Annotated in this window: 13 protein-coding genes; 8 read left to right on the top strand and 5 right to left on the bottom strand. The window is 42.7% G+C overall.

The window, feature by feature from the left end; translation table 11 throughout:
* Positions 1 to 26 precede the first annotated feature (26 nt).
* Both W234_RS0105620 and W234_RS0105615 read right to left on the bottom strand, forming a co-directional pair.
* Positions 27 to 893 carry a YihY/virulence factor BrkB family protein gene (locus tag W234_RS0105620; RefSeq protein WP_025645557.1) on the bottom strand — a complete coding sequence of 289 codons (867 nt, stop codon included), beginning with the start codon at positions 891 to 893 and terminating at the stop codon, positions 27 to 29.
* 100 nt (positions 894 to 993) lie between these two features.
* Positions 994 to 2,652: a TolC family protein gene (locus W234_RS0105615; RefSeq protein ID WP_025645555.1), complete on the bottom strand. Its 1,659-nt coding sequence runs from the start codon at positions 2,650 to 2,652 to the stop codon at positions 994 to 996.
* 233 nt (positions 2,653 to 2,885) lie between these two features.
* Here W234_RS0105615 and glpK point away from each other — a divergent pair, with 233 nt between their 5' ends.
* The 8 genes from glpK (at position 2,886) to W234_RS0105575 (ending at position 12,480) form a co-directional block, all read left to right on the top strand.
* Entirely contained in the window at positions 2,886 to 4,472 is a 1,587-nt protein-coding gene (gene glpK, locus W234_RS0105610; RefSeq protein ID WP_025645554.1) for a glycerol kinase GlpK, read from the top strand.
* A gap of 499 nt (positions 4,473 to 4,971) precedes the next feature.
* A complete protein-coding gene (locus tag W234_RS0105605) occupies positions 4,972 to 5,523 on the top strand; it encodes a hypothetical protein (RefSeq protein ID WP_051397440.1) in 552 nt (183 codons plus the stop codon).
* A 179-nt stretch (positions 5,524 to 5,702) separates the two neighbouring features.
* Entirely contained in the window at positions 5,703 to 7,070 is a 1,368-nt protein-coding gene (locus W234_RS0105600; RefSeq protein WP_051397438.1) for a hypothetical protein, read from the top strand.
* 300 nt (positions 7,071 to 7,370) lie between these two features.
* Positions 7,371 to 8,393, top strand: a complete 1,023-nt coding sequence (locus W234_RS0105595) for an endonuclease/exonuclease/phosphatase family protein (RefSeq protein WP_025645548.1) — start codon at positions 7,371 to 7,373, stop codon at positions 8,391 to 8,393.
* A gap of 213 nt (positions 8,394 to 8,606) precedes the next feature.
* Complete coding sequence (locus W234_RS0105590) at positions 8,607 to 9,299, top strand: TetR/AcrR family transcriptional regulator (protein WP_025645546.1); 693 nt, start codon at positions 8,607 to 8,609, stop codon at positions 9,297 to 9,299.
* Positions 9,300 to 9,510: 211 nt separating this feature from the next.
* Positions 9,511 to 9,924: an alternative ribosome rescue aminoacyl-tRNA hydrolase ArfB gene (arfB, locus tag W234_RS0105585; protein ID WP_025645544.1), complete on the top strand. Its 414-nt coding sequence runs from the start codon at positions 9,511 to 9,513 to the stop codon at positions 9,922 to 9,924.
* Between the two features lie 83 nt (positions 9,925 to 10,007).
* A complete protein-coding gene (locus tag W234_RS0105580; RefSeq protein ID WP_025645542.1) occupies positions 10,008 to 10,655 on the top strand; it encodes a glutathione S-transferase in 648 nt (215 codons plus the stop codon).
* 142 nt (positions 10,656 to 10,797) lie between these two features.
* A complete protein-coding gene (locus W234_RS0105575) occupies positions 10,798 to 12,480 on the top strand; it encodes an NAD-dependent malic enzyme (RefSeq protein WP_025645540.1) in 1,683 nt (560 codons plus the stop codon).
* Between the two features lie 633 nt (positions 12,481 to 13,113).
* Here W234_RS0105575 and W234_RS0105570 read toward each other — a convergent pair.
* The 3 genes from W234_RS0105570 to W234_RS14785 form a co-directional block, all read right to left on the bottom strand.
* Positions 13,114 to 14,478 carry an aromatic acid/H+ symport family MFS transporter gene (locus W234_RS0105570; protein ID WP_025645538.1) on the bottom strand — a complete coding sequence of 455 codons (1,365 nt, stop codon included), beginning with the start codon at positions 14,476 to 14,478 and terminating at the stop codon, positions 13,114 to 13,116.
* Positions 14,479 to 14,961: 483 nt separating this feature from the next.
* Complete coding sequence (locus W234_RS14505) at positions 14,962 to 15,528, bottom strand: IS630 family transposase (RefSeq protein WP_227501901.1); 567 nt, start codon at positions 15,526 to 15,528, stop codon at positions 14,962 to 14,964.
* Positions 15,455 to 15,805 (bottom strand): IS630 transposase-related protein, encoded by a 351-nt coding sequence (locus W234_RS14785; RefSeq protein ID WP_025643618.1) that lies wholly within the window; start codon positions 15,803 to 15,805, stop codon positions 15,455 to 15,457. The genes W234_RS14505 and W234_RS14785 overlap by 74 nt, the downstream gene beginning before the upstream one ends.
* Positions 15,806 to 15,868: the final 63 nt, after the last annotated feature.

Below are 15,868 nucleotides of genomic sequence, written 5' to 3'. Positions count from 1 at the left end.
ATAATCGTTTTTACACAATCCATTGGTTATGGGTAGACACGAATAGCATAAGGTTTAGAGTCTTCTATGCTCTCATAATTATAAATAGCGCCAAATGCGATAATAAAGGCTGAATAATAAAGCCAAAGCATAATAACTACCGCCGCTGATAAAGCTCCAAATTCGGCGCTATAGTTATTAAAGTTTTGTACATAGATCGAAAAAAGCACCGACAATAACATCCACAGTACCGTAGCAACAGCAGCCCCTGGCATTAGGTTTTTGAGCGCTATAGCATCACGATTCGGCGCGAGACGATAGAGACCCAATAGGCTGACAAATATGATAATAGCCAATACCGGCCAACGGCTCCAAAGCGCGATAGTCTTAGCGATTTGTGGAAAAGGAAAGTTGTTCGCAAGCAGTGGAATAAGCGCAATTGAGGAGATCGCTACGATCAACACCACTAATGCAGCAAAGGTTAAACCCAATGCTCGAATGGTTTTTTGTATAAAGCCGCGCTCTTGGGTGATACCAAAAGCAAGATTAATCAAAATGATTAAGGACTTGATCCCTTTAGAGCCGGCATAAAGCGCTAACACACTAGATAGTAGAAGGCTGAAGGTCAAGCGTGTGCTGGTATTAGAGACCAATTGACTAAGGCGGGCGTTAAGCACATCATAAACGGATGGCGGTATAAATTGGCGCAAAAAATTGATCTGCTCTTGCATCTCAGCCGGCGAAAAAATAAGACCGTAAAGCAGTACAAATACCGCCATTACTGGAAAGATAGATAAAAACCCAAAAAATCCTACGCTAGCACAATGCGCCCAAACGTTAGAATTATTGGCATCGCCCCACGTCTTTAATAGCTGCGTTGGTAGCTTTTTAATTTTAGCAGTTGGATTATTCATAGTATTATTATTCGTAGTAGGGGGTTTAATAGCTTAAGAGTTAAATAGTATAAGCGCTCACAGGCAGTAAATAGGGTTACAAGTTTTATTAGTTTTGACGTTATTGAGTATATAAAGTCGGTAACCTGATATCAGCAGCGTTAAGATACGTATTAAAAGCAAGCGGCGTACCACAGCTTTGCATCAAACTGGCCAATGCTTGTACATAATCATTGGCTGCTTGCGCTTGTTCGGTACGCGCTTTGAGCGCTTGAGTCTGTGCTTGTACCACATCGATGGTAGTGTTTACACCTTCTTGCAGTCCTAAACGGCGCAGACGCAGTACCTCTTGGGCCAGATCGACATTGCTCTGCAGTGCTTGATACCGAGCTTGAGCGTTATTGACATCATTCCAGTTCTTTTCGACCAATAATAAAAGATTGTCGCTGACCTCAATCTCAGATAAATCGGCTTGACGGATGCGCGCATCGCTAGCAGCTAACGATGCGGTTTTGTCCAGCCCGCCCCACAGCTTCCAACTGGCAGACACCCCTGCAATCCAGCTCGGGTCTTTTTCAACTTGACTAAAACCATAGAGTAGTACGGTTGGCTTATAGCCTGTGTCTGATAACGCTCGAAGCTGCTGCGCTTGCGCGCGCTTTGCCGCCACTTTTTGTAGTCCTGGATGGTTGGTAAGCGCTAAGTTCTGATAGTAGCTGACATCGCTCAAAGGCTTACTTGAGACAAACAGCGGGGTCGTCGGTTTGATACGGTAATCAGTGCGCAATAAACGCTGCAGCGCAATCATTGCTAGACGAGCATCATTGTTGGCTTTGATAGACTCGCTTTTTGCATCGGCAAGCGCGGATTGGGCTTGCAGACGATCGACCCGCGAAATAAAACCTTCTTCGAATAAGCGCTGCGCAGTATGGTCGGTTTGTTGCAGGGTATCATAAGCATCTTCACGTAAGTAAGCGGCAATAATCGCCAATTGCGCCTTAAAGTAGCGCTCAATAAGCGTATTATATAGCTCGTTTTTGTCTAATATACTATCAGCGACCGCTTCTTGCGTACGCGCATTAGAAGCTCCGGTTAGCGCTGCAGTGCGCCCAGCGGTATACACCGGCCACGCCACTCCAAGACCTGCCCCTGTCGTGGAGCCTGAACGGTTAAAATCATAAGAGTCTGGAATACGCTCACCGATGATCTCACCAAAATTAGGCAAGTCCGGTACCGGCGGAATAGGCGGCGCTACATTACTTAGGCCTGGGCTGTTAAAGTCATTGCCCACATTATTGACGCCATCAATGACTCGATTTCTAAGCGAGGATAAGTCGATATCTTCTTGTACTTTATAGGCATTGGCGGATAACTGCGCGAACACAAACGGCCGATCTACTGTCGCAAGGGCGTCTGTCTGATATTCGCTAGCGGCGATAGCGGCTTGATTTGCAGCGAGTTTCGGCGACACTTGAAATAAGGTGTCCTGTGCTTGCTCCAAGCTCAAAAAGCTAGATACCTCTAACGGGTAGCTATTGGCAACACTTTTATGGGTAATAGGGTCAATGAGGGTGTCTAGAGTCGCGCTCGCTGCTAGTGGCTCTGCGGCAAGGTAGCTAGTATTATTTATAGCAGTACTTATAGAAGTAGCGCTATCTACAATTTGCGTAGTTGCCTGAGAAGTGGCAGGCGTATAACTATCCGCTAAAGCCTGACCGGAAGCGCAAGAGAGCATCAAAGTGATTATCATAGAAGGTAGAGACAATAACGCAAATTTCATAATAGAGGTAAACCACTTATCAAGATGTCGTGCTGAATTTAGGGCATTATAGCCCTGTTAGGGTTGACACACCAGTTTTAGGTTTAGACTAAGCGTTGTTACAGGGTTTATAAAGTTGCAAGGATTATAAAGTTGCAGGGTTTATAAAGTGACAACGGCTATAAAAATGCGCAATTGTAAATAATGCTATAGTCGATAGTATAGAAAATAATGATAACTTTAAGGAGTAGGGAATGGCAGGGTATATTTTAGCTTTGGATCAAGGCACGACTTCTAGCCGCGCCATTATATACGATGACCAAGCCAATACTGTCAAAATAGTGCAGAAGCCGACTCAGCTTATCACCCCGAAAGCCGGTTTTGTCGAGCAGGATGCTCAGCAGATATGGCAGACACAAATCAGCTGTGCTCATGATGCTATTAACCAAGCGGGGTTATTAGCGACAGATATCACCAGTATCGCCATTACCAATCAGCGCGAGTCCATTGTAGTTTGGGATAAAACCACAGGCAAGCCGCTTGCCCCAGCGATCATTTGGCAAGATAGGCGTACCGCTAGCTACTGTGAGACGCTAGCCAAAAAAACCGTCTCGCATCAGCGCAGCGTCGCCCAAGAGATACGTAGCGTCACAGGCTTACGCTTAGACCCTTACTTTAGTGCCAGTAAAATCGCTTGGTTATTAGAAAACAACCCAGATATTAAGGCGCGCATCGATGCCAACAAAACCGAAGAGCTGGCGATTGGTACTATTGACAGCTGGCTTATTTATCAGTTGACCGGTGGTGAGCACGTCATCGATGTGACCAATGCATCTCGCACCTTATTATACGATATTAATAAACTGGCCTGGTCGAGTGAGCTGTGTGCGCGCTTTGATATACCTATGTCGATACTGCCAAAAGTCTTACCTTCTGATGGCGACTTTGGCAAGACCAAAAAAGGCTTATTTGCCAAACAGATCGCTATTCAGGCGGTATTAGGCGATCAGCAAGCGGCTTTATTTGGTCAAGGCTGCCTTGAGCCTGGCATGGCAAAAAACACTTATGGTACCGGCTGTTTTATGCTGATGAATATAGGCGAGACCCCTAAGCTCAGCGAGCAGCAACTGCTCACCACCATTGCTTGGCAAAAGACCGCTGTGCAAAGCCGCGCTGAGCAACTCACCTTTGGTCAAATGGTAGAGTCGGGTCGGCGGCTATTACAAATTCCAAAAAAACAAACCACTTACGCGTTAGAGGGTAGTGTCTTTATGGCAGGCGCTATCGTGCAGTGGCTGCGAGATAATCTTGGCATGATCAGCGAAAGTAGGGATGTCGAGCGCTTGGCTCAGCAGGTCGATAGCAGCGAAGAGGTAGTACTATTGCCAGCATTCACCGGGCTTGGCGCACCATATTGGCGCTCAGATGTCAGTGCTAGCATCACTGGTATGAGTCGCGGCACTACCAAGGCCCATATCGCCCGCGCAGCATTAGAAGCTATCGCTTATCAGACTTATGATGTATTGATTGCTATGCAAAAAGACAGCCCTCATCCTTTGACTGAATTGCGGGTTGATGGCGGCGCCGCTAATAATGATTTGTTAATGCAGTTTCAAGCTGACTTGCTTGGTGTACCGGTACTACGTCCCATGGATACGGAGATTACCGCTAAAGGTGCCGCGCTACTAGCGGGACTAAAATCTGGACTATATGATGATAATACGATGATAGAGTCTTGGAAAGTGGAGCGTAGTTTTGAGCCAACGATGTCAGAAACAAATCGTCAAACGCATCTAGGTAAATGGCAGGATGCCATGACGCGCGCGTTGACTCAACTTTGATTTTTTGATGACAGTTTTATAAAGGTTTTATTGATAGATACTCAAAAGGCTATTAAACGGTGCAAACCTGCTGGCAGGATACATGCTGTAACGTAAGCTAATATTGGCGTTGACATAGCTTACATATCCGGTGTAGCTACTACCACGCAGATGATTTTATACTTAAATAGTAATGAGGTTGTTTACTAAAGAGGACATGAAGTGGACTTAGCCACTTCAGTTTTCTTTGATTTAGCTTGTTCAGCGCTACATTAGTGTTGAATCAGTGCCGAAACTGAAGAAGTTAAGCTCTTATTCAACCCTCATTTGAGAACTCTAAATTTATAACAATTAATTAAAGGATTAAACGATGAATAACAATAAGACTGATAATATAATTAATAATGAGCCAAGAGTAGACGCTCAAGGTAATGTCATTGATGCTAATGACCGCATCATCACTGATGACAACATGGTTGGCGGCGATAAGCAGCGTATCATAGATGACAATGCTCGCCGTATGGCAGACCAAGAAGTGGTCGATAGAAAAGTGGTCACTAACGATCCTGATAATATTGATCGTAGTGAAGTCAAACACATGTCAAAAGAGACAAAAGACGACCTAAACGCTGACATGATCACTGGTGAGCCAGGCTCGCATCCAGTAGGTACTGGTATTGGCGGCGTCGGCGGCGCAGCAGCTGGTGCGGCTATCGGTTCGATGGCAGGTCCACTAGGCACCCTAATCGGTGGCGCTATCGGTGCAGTCGTAGGTGGCGGTGCAGGTCATGCTTCAGCTGAAGCGATTAACCCGACTCATGAAGAAGCTTACTGGCGTGCTGAGCATGTGAATGCAAGCTATTATAAAGAGGGTCATGACTTTGACCGTGATCTACATCCTGCTTATGCAGTCGGTTATGCTAATCGCGCTAAGTATCCCGCTGATGCTCGTTTCGAAGATCACGAAAGTGACCTAAAGCGCTCTTGGGAAGAGGTCAAAGGTGAGTCGCGTATGCAGTGGGAAGAAGCGCGTCTAGCCTCACGTGATGCTTGGAACCGTGTAAGTAGATAATAGCTGCATTAGTGAATAGGACAGTAAAAGTATCTTTACCTAATTTCTAAACAGGCAAAGATAAAAATAAAAGCTTCTAGAGTTGTTCTAGAAGCTTTTTTATGCAGAACTTTAGCGTAAAGCGGTTATAAAGTTATGCTATTGTGAGCAAACTATACTCACTTCTATAAAGAATGCACATGCCTATTACCGATGACTCTTCAGCCAATAAGCCTATACTAAGCGCCTCTGAGCTGTCTGCTGATGTCGCAAGCTTTTATCAAGGTAAGTCGCGACAAGGACAAGCGCCAGGCCTTTGGACCCTCGTACTCTCTCAAGTTACGACTTGGATTTTTGCCCGCTCACTGATGAATGCCGCTATATTGGGCTTTTTTTATGGTATTGCCGGCGCTTTAGCTTATGGGATGTATTATTTTAGCTTTGTCACTGGCGCGCATATTGTCGATAGCTTACGCTTTAAGCATGGCTTTCATAACATGCAAACCTTTATGTATGACAAATTCGGTAAAACCGGCGAGCACTGTTTTAATGCCGTGATTAGCTTTCGGTTGGTGAGCGAGATATTTAGTAATTTATTAGTGTTTGGCTTTATTGCGACCTTGTTTGTGGGCTTTAATGAGAGCTACTTAATCGTACTTATTGCTGTTGCGACCTTGATCTACTCTTCAATCGGCGGCTTATATACGGCGCTCAAGACTGATGTCATGCAAGCTTCACTGACTATTGTGGCAATCGCGGTGCTATCTATCGCTATGTTTATGCACCCGCTATTCTCTTTTGCTGATATTGTTAGCTCCTCGAGTAGTGCTGATAATAAAGGCTGGATATTATTGATCGTGGCCTTCATTCAAGTTTGGAGTTACCCGGCCCATGATCCAGTGATGACGGACCGCGGTTTCCTAGCAGATCGTAGTACTACCAAAAAATCGTTTTATTATGCTGCGCCTCTTTCTATGATTTGCATTATGCTATTTGGGCTGCTCGGTGTGTTTGCTCAGTTAAATAATGCTGGCGGTGCTACTGAGGTAACACAAACACTAAACAGCTTATTTTCGCCAGCGGTGATGCTGTTATTTTGTTTTGCGTTAATCGTTTCCGCGATCTCTACGCTCGACTCAACTTATGCGAGTGCCGCAAAACTCGTCGCTGTCGATATGAAACTTATTAAGCCGACAGTTAGAAACGGCAGATTGGTCATGATCGGCTTTTTGCTGGTAGGCTTAGGGTTTATTGCTACCGGCAGCAAGGACTTATTTGACGCCGTCGCTATCAGTGGTACGGCTTCGCTATTCTTAGCGCCGGTTGTATTTTTTAGTATTTGGTCTAATTGGCAGGTTAAGCCTTGGGCGCTCGTCATTAGCTTCGCTTCAGCTTTGCTAGCCGGCGTCATTTATATGCTAGAAAACGCGGGTTATGTTACATTAATGACCCCGCTTTTTGGTGTAGAGCACAAATACGTCAAGCTGTTAATACTCTGTGTTGTCGCGTCATTACTCGGTTGCTTATCTTTTGTAGTTGCTCGTAAAAAGGATGCATCAAAACCGTAAATAATCATACAACATGCCTGAGCTATATTTGCGAATGAGAGTTGCAAAGACGGTCCTTAAAAGTGTTGTAATATCGTTTAGTAATAAAGCAAACATACTTTTTGAACACGTGTTCAACACTAAGATGGGCTACTTGTGCTATGTTGAGACAGTTTAACGGTTAAGTTTAGTTTACCTTGTGAAAGCTACAGCGCCTAGACAAGTGGCATAGCGGATACGTAATATCATACATCTATTAAGCTCTACACACTTTCGCTGTCTATACGCTTTTTTATACATAATAAAAATAATAGGTTGTTTATGAGTCAAGATACCGCCGGTAATAATAGTTTTTATATTGCCACTGCTAATTTACTTAATTTGGCCAATCCCAATCGTGTCTTTTATGAAAACGCACCACCTTATACCAATAAGGCTTACGAGCATAAATTGAACGGGCTAAGTAGCCTATTATCCAACGCTCATGCTGATATCATCGCTGTGCAAGAAGCTTGGGATAGCAGGGCAGTTGAGTCGTTGGCAGTGTCATTAGGGTTTGAGGCTAAGGATGTCATTATTCCTTTAGCCAGTAATGAGCAATCAAGCCCTTATACCCAAGGCAGCGGAGCCATAGGGACGCCAGCGGTAGGTATTATTAGCCGCTTTGAGACGATAGAGACGAGTTTGCTAGAAACCGTTGTCGATGAAGCGACAATTGATATTCCAGACATTGGCCCTTATCGTCAGTTTAAACGTCCGCCATTGTTGGTTAGAGTCGAGGCTTATGGTCAGCCTATTACGATTATCACCGCTCATCTAAAAAGTAAACGTGCTTTTTTCTTACGTGATGATGATGGCAATTTGTTAGAGGATATGGATGACCCTAACATTCGGGTTCGCGCCAAACTGCGTAGTCTGTGTATGCGCGCGGCGGAAGCAGCATCTATAAGAATGACGATTATAGAGCGCTTAAAGCATACGCGAGAGCCTTTGATACTGCTTGGCGACATGAATGATGTCACTGGCAGCGTGACTACTCAGTTGATGACAGAGACAGGAGAGGTAAATTATGATAAAAGTATGCGCGATGTATCATTATTCGATGCAGCTCGCGTGCAAGCACGCTATGGTTGGATGAAGGATGTGGCATATACTCATATCTATCAGGGTATGCCAGAGGTTATCGATCAGTTATTTGTCTCAGAAGAGTTTTTGCCCGAGAGTAAATTCGCTCTCGGTCACGTCGAGCGAGTAGATTATTTTAACGATCACTTAAAATGGGATTATGCTGATAGAGTCACTGATCATGGTATTATACGAGCGAAAATAAACATTCATGGCTGATGCTATATCTCATTAGCTATTATATTGTGATTTAAGAAAACGCCTGATTTTGCCGACTAAAAGTTAAATGGTTGTGATGCAATACATTATTTGCTAACGATAATAATAGCTATCATATTGTCTATTATTAAAGACCATATCAGTACTTGATTTAGGGCTGATAATTTGATGAAAACAAGTTATGGCAATAAGGCTAACATTAAGAGGTTTATAATGAGTGGACAAAAAGACGACAAAATCGAAGATGTGTTAGTAGACTCAGAGCTGGCCAAGAAACTGGTACCAAATAAATTTAAGTTTACCAGTCAGCAAGGCCGTGCTCGCCGTCAAAAGTTACTGATGGGTGCTAAAAAGCTTAGCGAAACCATGCCTATCAATGATATCACCTTAGCTGCGGTATGCGAAGAAGCAGGCATCCCGCGCGCTTCTGCATATCACTTCTTTCCTAATATTGAAGCGATATTTTTGGCCTTAAGGTTCTTGAATGCTATTGATATCTTAGAGATATTAGCGACCGTTGAGACCGAAGATTATGATAGATGGCAGGGCTACCTGATTGCACTTGTCAAGCGCTGTGTTGAGATTTTTCATGATGACGAGACTAAAGCGAAGCTGATATATGACACCAACACTCCTGATTTTGAGGGGGATAGTTTTGGTGAGGATATGGATCATCAGGTCATCGAACTGGTTCACAAGCGCTTATCTGAGCGTTATGAGATGCCTGATTTTGACAACATAAAAGAGATCTTATTAGTGACTTATGGCATTATCAATGCGATATTTACCTTATCTTATCGCCGTCATGCCAGTATCACTGAGCACTATGTGCAAGAAGCGGGAACGGCGTCAATTGCTTATCTGCGCTGCTATCTTCCCGAAAACTTGCCTCGTAAAGAGGCATAAAAGCTACCGCTGAAGTCCAATAACAATAAAGCCGACTCAATGTCGGCTTTTTGCGGTTTATGCGTTAAGTGATCTCTGTAAGAACAGCATTAAAACAAAACTAGCCACATCGTCTATTGAATTTATTATTGCTAAGGCTATCATGGATAATAAACCTTCTTAGCCAAGAGAGCCAATCTAAAAACTGCAATGAGAACTATGACTGAATATTATGATTTTTATTACCAATAATATCACTTTGAACGACAATGAAGTAGAGATTAATGCTATACGCGCTCAAGGTGCAGGGGGTCAAAACGTCAATAAAGTCGCCTCTGCTATTCATCTGCGCTTCGATATCAAAGCCTCAAGCCTGAGCGATCTACAAAAAACACGCCTGTTAACCAGTAAAGATAGCCGCATTAATAAAGACGGCATATTTGTGCTCAAAGCCCAGCAATATCGAACCCAAGAGCGTAATAAAATAGACGCCATCGAGCGTCTACAGGCCTTTATCAAGCAAGCCACTTATGTAAATAAAACTCGAAAAGCAACGAAACCAAGCCGTAATGTCAAACGTAAGCGAGTAGATAACAAGACTCAGCGAGGTAAAGTCAAAGCGTTAAGGGGTAAGGTTGATTACTAGCTAAGGCTTTAATTTTACTCCCCACTGCTGTTGCATCCATAAACTTTAATTATAAATTTTTAATTATATTGTGAGACCCTTCTATGACCTCATTACTTCCGCGTTTATATTCGTTTCGTCGCTGCCCTTATGCGATGCGGGCGCGCCTTGCTTTATTATTTGCTGAATTACCAGTTGAGCTACGAGAGATCGTGCTAAAAAACAAACCAAGCCAAATGTTAGCGATTAGTCCAAAAGGCACAGTACCCGTCTTGCAGCTGCCTGAGGGCAGGGTAATTGAAGAAAGCCGAGAAATCATGATATGGGCGCTTGAACAGAATGATAAACAAGGACTGCTCGATGCTAAGCTTATCAAACAGGCAAATGACTTACTCGACAAAAATGATGATGAGTTTAAACACTGGCTTGATCACTACAAATATGCAGACCGTTATCCTGAGATGAGTCAGGCTGAGTATCAAGAGCGAGGCGAGGTATTCTTACAGAGTTTAGAGGCCTTGCTAAATAAAAATGCTTATTTGCTAGGTGATAGCATCAGTATCGCTGATATTGGCATTATGCCTTTTGTACGCCAGTTCGCTCACGTAGACCGCGATGTTTTTTATGGCTTGCCTTACCCAAAGCTGCAAAGTTGGTTACAGGACTGGCTAGAACATCCGCTATTTAAGCAAGCTATGACGAAGTTCGATCCTTGGCAAGAAGGCGACGAGGTAATCATATTCCCTAATTAAAGTAGATATATCATTCAGCCAGTTTAAAATCATATTATCAAAAATGAATTTGTCGTCTATTGCCAAGTACAAGCCAATGCTCTGTATAATGAGACAATAGAACATTCCTTTAGCGATACGCTTTTAACTAGAAGACTTTACTATGCCAAATCAACGTCCGTTATATATCCCCTTTGCAGGTCCTGCGCTATTAGAAACCCCTCTACTAAATAAGGGTAGCGCCTTTTCACCAGAAGAACGTGATAGCTTTAATTTAACCGGATTATTGCCTCATACCATCGAGACGATTGAAGAGCAATCTTTGCGCGCTTATCATCAACTTCGCTCATTCACTGACGACATGGATAAGCATATTTACTTACGCAACATTCAAGATACCAATGAGACCTTATTTCATCATTTGATTGACCAACATATTGAAGAGGTCATGCCGCTCATCTATACCCCAACGGTTGGGCAAGCTTGCGAGAAGTTTTCGCAGATTTATCGCCGAAAGCGCGGTATATTTATCTCTTATCCCGAGCGTCATAAAATCGATGATATGCTACAAAACGCCACTAAACAAAAGGTAAAGGTCATCGTAGTCACTGATGGTGAGCGTATATTAGGCCTAGGCGATCAAGGCATTGGCGGTATGGGCATTCCCATTGGTAAACTATCTTTATACACTGCGTGCGGCGGTATCAGCCCTGCTTACTGTTTACCAGTCTTATTAGATGTCGGTACCAATAATCAGCAGCTGCTTGATGACCCTATGTACATGGGCTGGAGAAATCCGCGCATCTCTGGTGAGGAATACAATGAATTTGTCGATTTATTTATTCAAGCCGTTAAGCGGCGCTGGCCAGAGGTGCTCTTACAATTTGAAGATTTTGCACAAGAAAACGCCACGCCACTATTAAATAAATATCGCGATCAATTATGCTGCTTTAATGATGATATTCAGGGTACGGCTGCGGTTTCAGTCGGTGCATTGATCGCAGCATGCTTAAACAAAGGCCAAAAACTCAGTGAGCAGAACATAGCGTTTTTGGGTGCAGGATCGGCAGGCTGCGGTATCGCCGAGCATATCATTCGCCAAATGCAGCGTGAAGGCTTAAGTGAGGCGCAGGCACGCAGACAGGTATTTATGGTGGATCGTTATGGCCTACTCACCGATAACATGACAGAGCTACAAGCGTTCCAAGTGCCACTAGTGCAAAAAGAAGCAGATATGCAGCACTGGGATAAGAGTCAGAAACTTGGGCTTTTACAAGTGGTTAAACAAGCAAAGATAACGGTATTGGTTGGGGTTAGCGGGCAAAAAGGTCTATTTACCCAAGAGATTATTGAGTCTTTATGTGCCAACACAGAACATCCTATTGTGCTACCGCTGTCAAACCCAACGTCTCGCGTTGAAGCCACACCGCAAGAAGTGACAAACTGGAGCGACGGACGCGCAATTATTGCTACGGGTAGTCCTTTTGCCAATACCACTTATAATGGTCAGTCTTTTGAAGTGTCACAGTGTAATAATAGCTATATATTCCCAGGTATAGGCTTGGGGGTCTTGGTAGCACGGGCAACAGGGATCAGCGATAATATGCTCATGGCCGCAAGCCAGGCCCTAGCAGATATATCTATGGAATACAAAAAAGCACCCGGTGCTATATTACCGCCCATCAACGTCATTAAAGAGATTAGTGAAAAAATAGCTCATGCTGTGGCAATGCAAGCTATAGAAGATAAGCTTGCCCTGCCAGTCACGGCAGAAAACCTACAACGTCGATTAGAAGCAAATTTTTGGTTACCTGAGTATCGTAATTATCGCCGTACTTCTTTTTAGGGCTATAAAATATAAAGAGATAAGCTGATTATTATCAAAAATAGTAGTCAGCTCATTAATGATAATTACTTATATATGGTTAGCTTGGATGATAATAATAACTTGAGCTTTTTAAACAACAAAAACCCCTTACAAGCTAATGCCTGTAAGGGGTTTTTGATATATGGTGGGCCCAGTAGGACTTGAACCTACGACCAAAGGCTTATGAGTCCTTGTTTTTACAACAACAATACACAATGGATGGCGATAATTAGCTGCAATTATTGTCTGAAAGCCTTTCCCATTAAAGGGTTAGGTTGAAATCCAAATATACCTATCAACAAGTAGATATGCGTATCAATAAATTTGGGGTATCAAAATAGTATCAAAATGGATAGTCCCAGCAGATATTTGAAAAGTAAGAGTCTACAAATGAAACTTTTAAATGATTAGCAATAAAGGATATATCTTTCGTTCAATGTGTGAAGAAAGCTAAGAGCTGGTTACTTTTGCTTTTAAATATCGTATTGGTCAACAGATGCTACTCATAAATGTGTAGGAGATATTGAAAAAGCGTACCCACATCGTGAGTACGCTAAAAACTAATAAGTATAAAACAAGAATATCTGAATGAAAATAAAGTTTTAATCAGATTTAGGTCGCTATAGGTGTATCTAAAGTGACGGGTTTCTCTTGAATTTTTTTACTATCTACTGCTGCATTTAAGTTTACAAGGAAAATAGCAGTGGCTGCAATTATTCCTGGTATGGCGATAAACAAAAAGTTAGTTTGGTGGCTTAGCTCAAGTGTAAGCAGTGCCCCAGTCAAGATAGGACCTACGATGGCGCCGATACGACCGATACCCGATGCCCAGCCCATAGCCGTTGTACGTACGGCAGTCGGGTAGTACTGAGCGACAAAGGTGTAAAGCAGTATCTGTGAGCCAATAGTGGTTGCCCCAGCAATGGCAATTAAAGTGTAAAGTACGGCTTGAGGACTATTGTAGCCAAGTAATATCAATGCAGCAGCCCCAGCGACAAACATAATGGTTAATACTGGCTTTAGATGGAATCTATCAGCTAGCACACCGCCACCAATAGCACCGATCATCCCGCCAATATTGAGTGCAAATAAGAACAGCATACTAGCGCCTAGCGAGTAACCTGCTTGAATCATTAGCTTTGGTAACCAGCTGGCAAGAGCGTAGACCATCAACAAGCACATAAAGAAGGCGATCCAAAACATAATGGTAGTAAAGCCACGGTTTTTTAGGAATAGCGCTTTGATAGGAGCGTCATCGCCTTTGGTTGGTTCATCTAATATTAAGGTAGTGGAGGTCGTGATAGTTTCTTGTGGTGCAAGTCTGCGGACGATTTTTTTGGCGTCGTCATGTCTTTTTTCTTTGACCAAATACATCAAAGATTCAGGCAGCATTTTCCAAATGATTGGTAATAGCAAGCTAGGAATACCTGCGATATAAAACATAATCTCCCAGCCATAATCTACCACCAAAAATGATCCTAGCAATGCGGATGCCATACCACCTATCGCGTAACCACTAAACATAATGGCGACTAGCGTACTACGCATACGCTTCGGAGCGTATTCAGAGGTCAGCGCCACACAGATGGGCATCACGCCGCCGATACCAAGACCGGCAATGAAGCGTAAAGCCGCAAACTGCATTGGACCATTAGCAAAGGCCCCAAAAAAGGTAAAGCTGCTGAATAGGGCGACGCAGATCATGATGGTCTTTTTGCGGCCGATTTTGTCAGACAAAGTACCAAAAATCATGGCACCAAACATCATGCCAAATAGGGCAGCACTGGCAAGAAAGCCTGCCTGTACTGAAGTCAATGACCACTCTTCCATGAGTAAGGGCAATGCTACGCCATAAATGATGAGATCATAACCATCAAAGATGATAATCAGTAGACACCAAAACAGCACCTTCCAATGAAAGGGCGCAAATTTGGCTTCATCAATAACTTTATTGATATTTAAGGTTGGTGATTCCATTCGTATGTCTCCATGAGTAATATCCTTATAACTATCTAACAAGTTATGGTTTTCTAATGAGCAAGTCAAAAACTATCTAAGTATAAATATATACCTATAAGGTATGGGTTTTGATTTTTTAGGGTGTGAGAAAGTATAAAGACGTATAATATCTTTAATTAAAATCAGTGAGGTTTTTATAAAAAACATCTAAAAAACTTGTAAGGCTATGAATATTCATAGGATTTATTCTTTTGGAGAAAGTTATGTTTTTATTGGCAATAGATGGTTTTTCTTAAAAGATAGACAAAAAAACAGCTCATATATCTTTTAAATATATGAGCTGTTTTGGTTTTTATTAAAGTATAGTCAATTAAAAATAAAACTGTCATAAGTTCAAAAGCGCTACTGGTATAATTTTTCCTTGCTTGCTGCGTTCCCAGAGGCTGGGCAAAAATCATCCCAGTAGCGCTGTAACACTTTTAAATTGAATATACTATATAGTTAAGTCTTTATAAAATCGATACAGCCCATATCATAAAACAGTTTAGGGAGATTATTCTCCATCCACCCTTGGCGCAGAAACTTAGCCTGTGCCCATTTTTTCTCAATAGGGTTCAGATCAGGGCTGTACGGCGGCAGCCAAAGAATACGATGGCCATGTCTGTTTAATAGTTTTTGAATGCGTTTGCTTTTATGAAACCGAGCGTTATCCATGACAATCACGCATTTAGTCTTGAGACTTGGAATTAAAGTGTGTTTGCACCAGTCGTAGAATATGGTGCCATTGATGTTCTGCTCAAAGTAATCAAGCGCAAAAAGCATTTTTTCATAGAGAGCTCCGATGACGTTGGTTCGCTTTTTTGCTTGCCAGTTGTAGCTATCGATACAGGGTGTACCAATCGGTGCATAGCCATGAGAACGAATGGTTTCAGCCTCAAAGCCGCTTTCATCCATATAGACAATGGGGTAGCCTTGCTGCGTAAAGCTATCAAGCTTATTCTGGAATACTGCTCTTTTTATCGGACACGCTTTTGGATGTTCTAAGGTCTTTTTTTTGACTGATACCAAGACGCTTTAAAGCATTAAAGATGCCAGTCTTACTACAGTTCAAGCGACGAGCTCTTTCATAGTTATAATCATCTGGATATGTTTTTACGTCTTCAATCAATGCGTCATCAGGTATTTTAGTTGGTGCTTTATTTCTGGTTGTTTTAGGAGTTAGGTTCTGCTGCCAGCTGTGAATGGTGCTGGTGCTAAGTCCATAAAACAGCGCAGCTTCTCGTATGGTCATGCCATCAGCGATGCTAGAAAGTACCTGTTTGCGATAGTCTATTGAATAAGTCATTGTTTATTTCATTAATTAAGATTGTTATAAATATTGTATCGGTTTTATTTGGATTAGACTATA

Source organism: Psychrobacter sp. TB15, from assembly GCF_000511655.1.
In the GTDB taxonomy this organism is placed as follows: domain Bacteria; phylum Pseudomonadota; class Gammaproteobacteria; order Pseudomonadales; family Moraxellaceae; genus Psychrobacter; species Psychrobacter submarinus.
This window is presented reverse-complemented; position numbering and strand designations above follow the sequence as displayed.

Bases quoted from the DNA above. Each gene is read 5' to 3' on its own strand.
- W234_RS0105620 (WP_025645557.1), bottom strand. From the start codon at position 893: ATGAATAATCCAACTGCTAAAATTAAAAAGCTACCAACGCAGCTATTA.
- W234_RS0105615 (WP_025645555.1), bottom strand. From the start codon at position 2,652: ATGAAATTTGCGTTATTGTCTCTACCTTCTATGATAATCACTTTGATG.
- glpK (WP_025645554.1), top strand. From the start codon at position 2,886: ATGGCAGGGTATATTTTAGCTTTGGATCAAGGCACGACTTCTAGCCGC.
- W234_RS0105605 (WP_051397440.1), top strand. From the start codon at position 4,972: ATGGCAGACCAAGAAGTGGTCGATAGAAAAGTGGTCACTAACGATCCT.
- W234_RS0105600 (WP_051397438.1), top strand. From the start codon at position 5,703: ATGCCTATTACCGATGACTCTTCAGCCAATAAGCCTATACTAAGCGCC.
- W234_RS0105595 (WP_025645548.1), top strand. From the start codon at position 7,371: ATGAGTCAAGATACCGCCGGTAATAATAGTTTTTATATTGCCACTGCT.
- W234_RS0105590 (WP_025645546.1), top strand. From the start codon at position 8,607: ATGAGTGGACAAAAAGACGACAAAATCGAAGATGTGTTAGTAGACTCA.
- arfB (WP_025645544.1), top strand. From the start codon at position 9,511: ATGATTTTTATTACCAATAATATCACTTTGAACGACAATGAAGTAGAG.
- W234_RS0105580 (WP_025645542.1), top strand. From the start codon at position 10,008: ATGACCTCATTACTTCCGCGTTTATATTCGTTTCGTCGCTGCCCTTAT.
- W234_RS0105575 (WP_025645540.1), top strand. From the start codon at position 10,798: ATGCCAAATCAACGTCCGTTATATATCCCCTTTGCAGGTCCTGCGCTA.
- W234_RS0105570 (WP_025645538.1), bottom strand. From the start codon at position 14,478: ATGGAATCACCAACCTTAAATATCAATAAAGTTATTGATGAAGCCAAA.
- W234_RS14785 (WP_025643618.1), bottom strand. From the start codon at position 15,805: ATGACTTATTCAATAGACTATCGCAAACAGGTACTTTCTAGCATCGCT.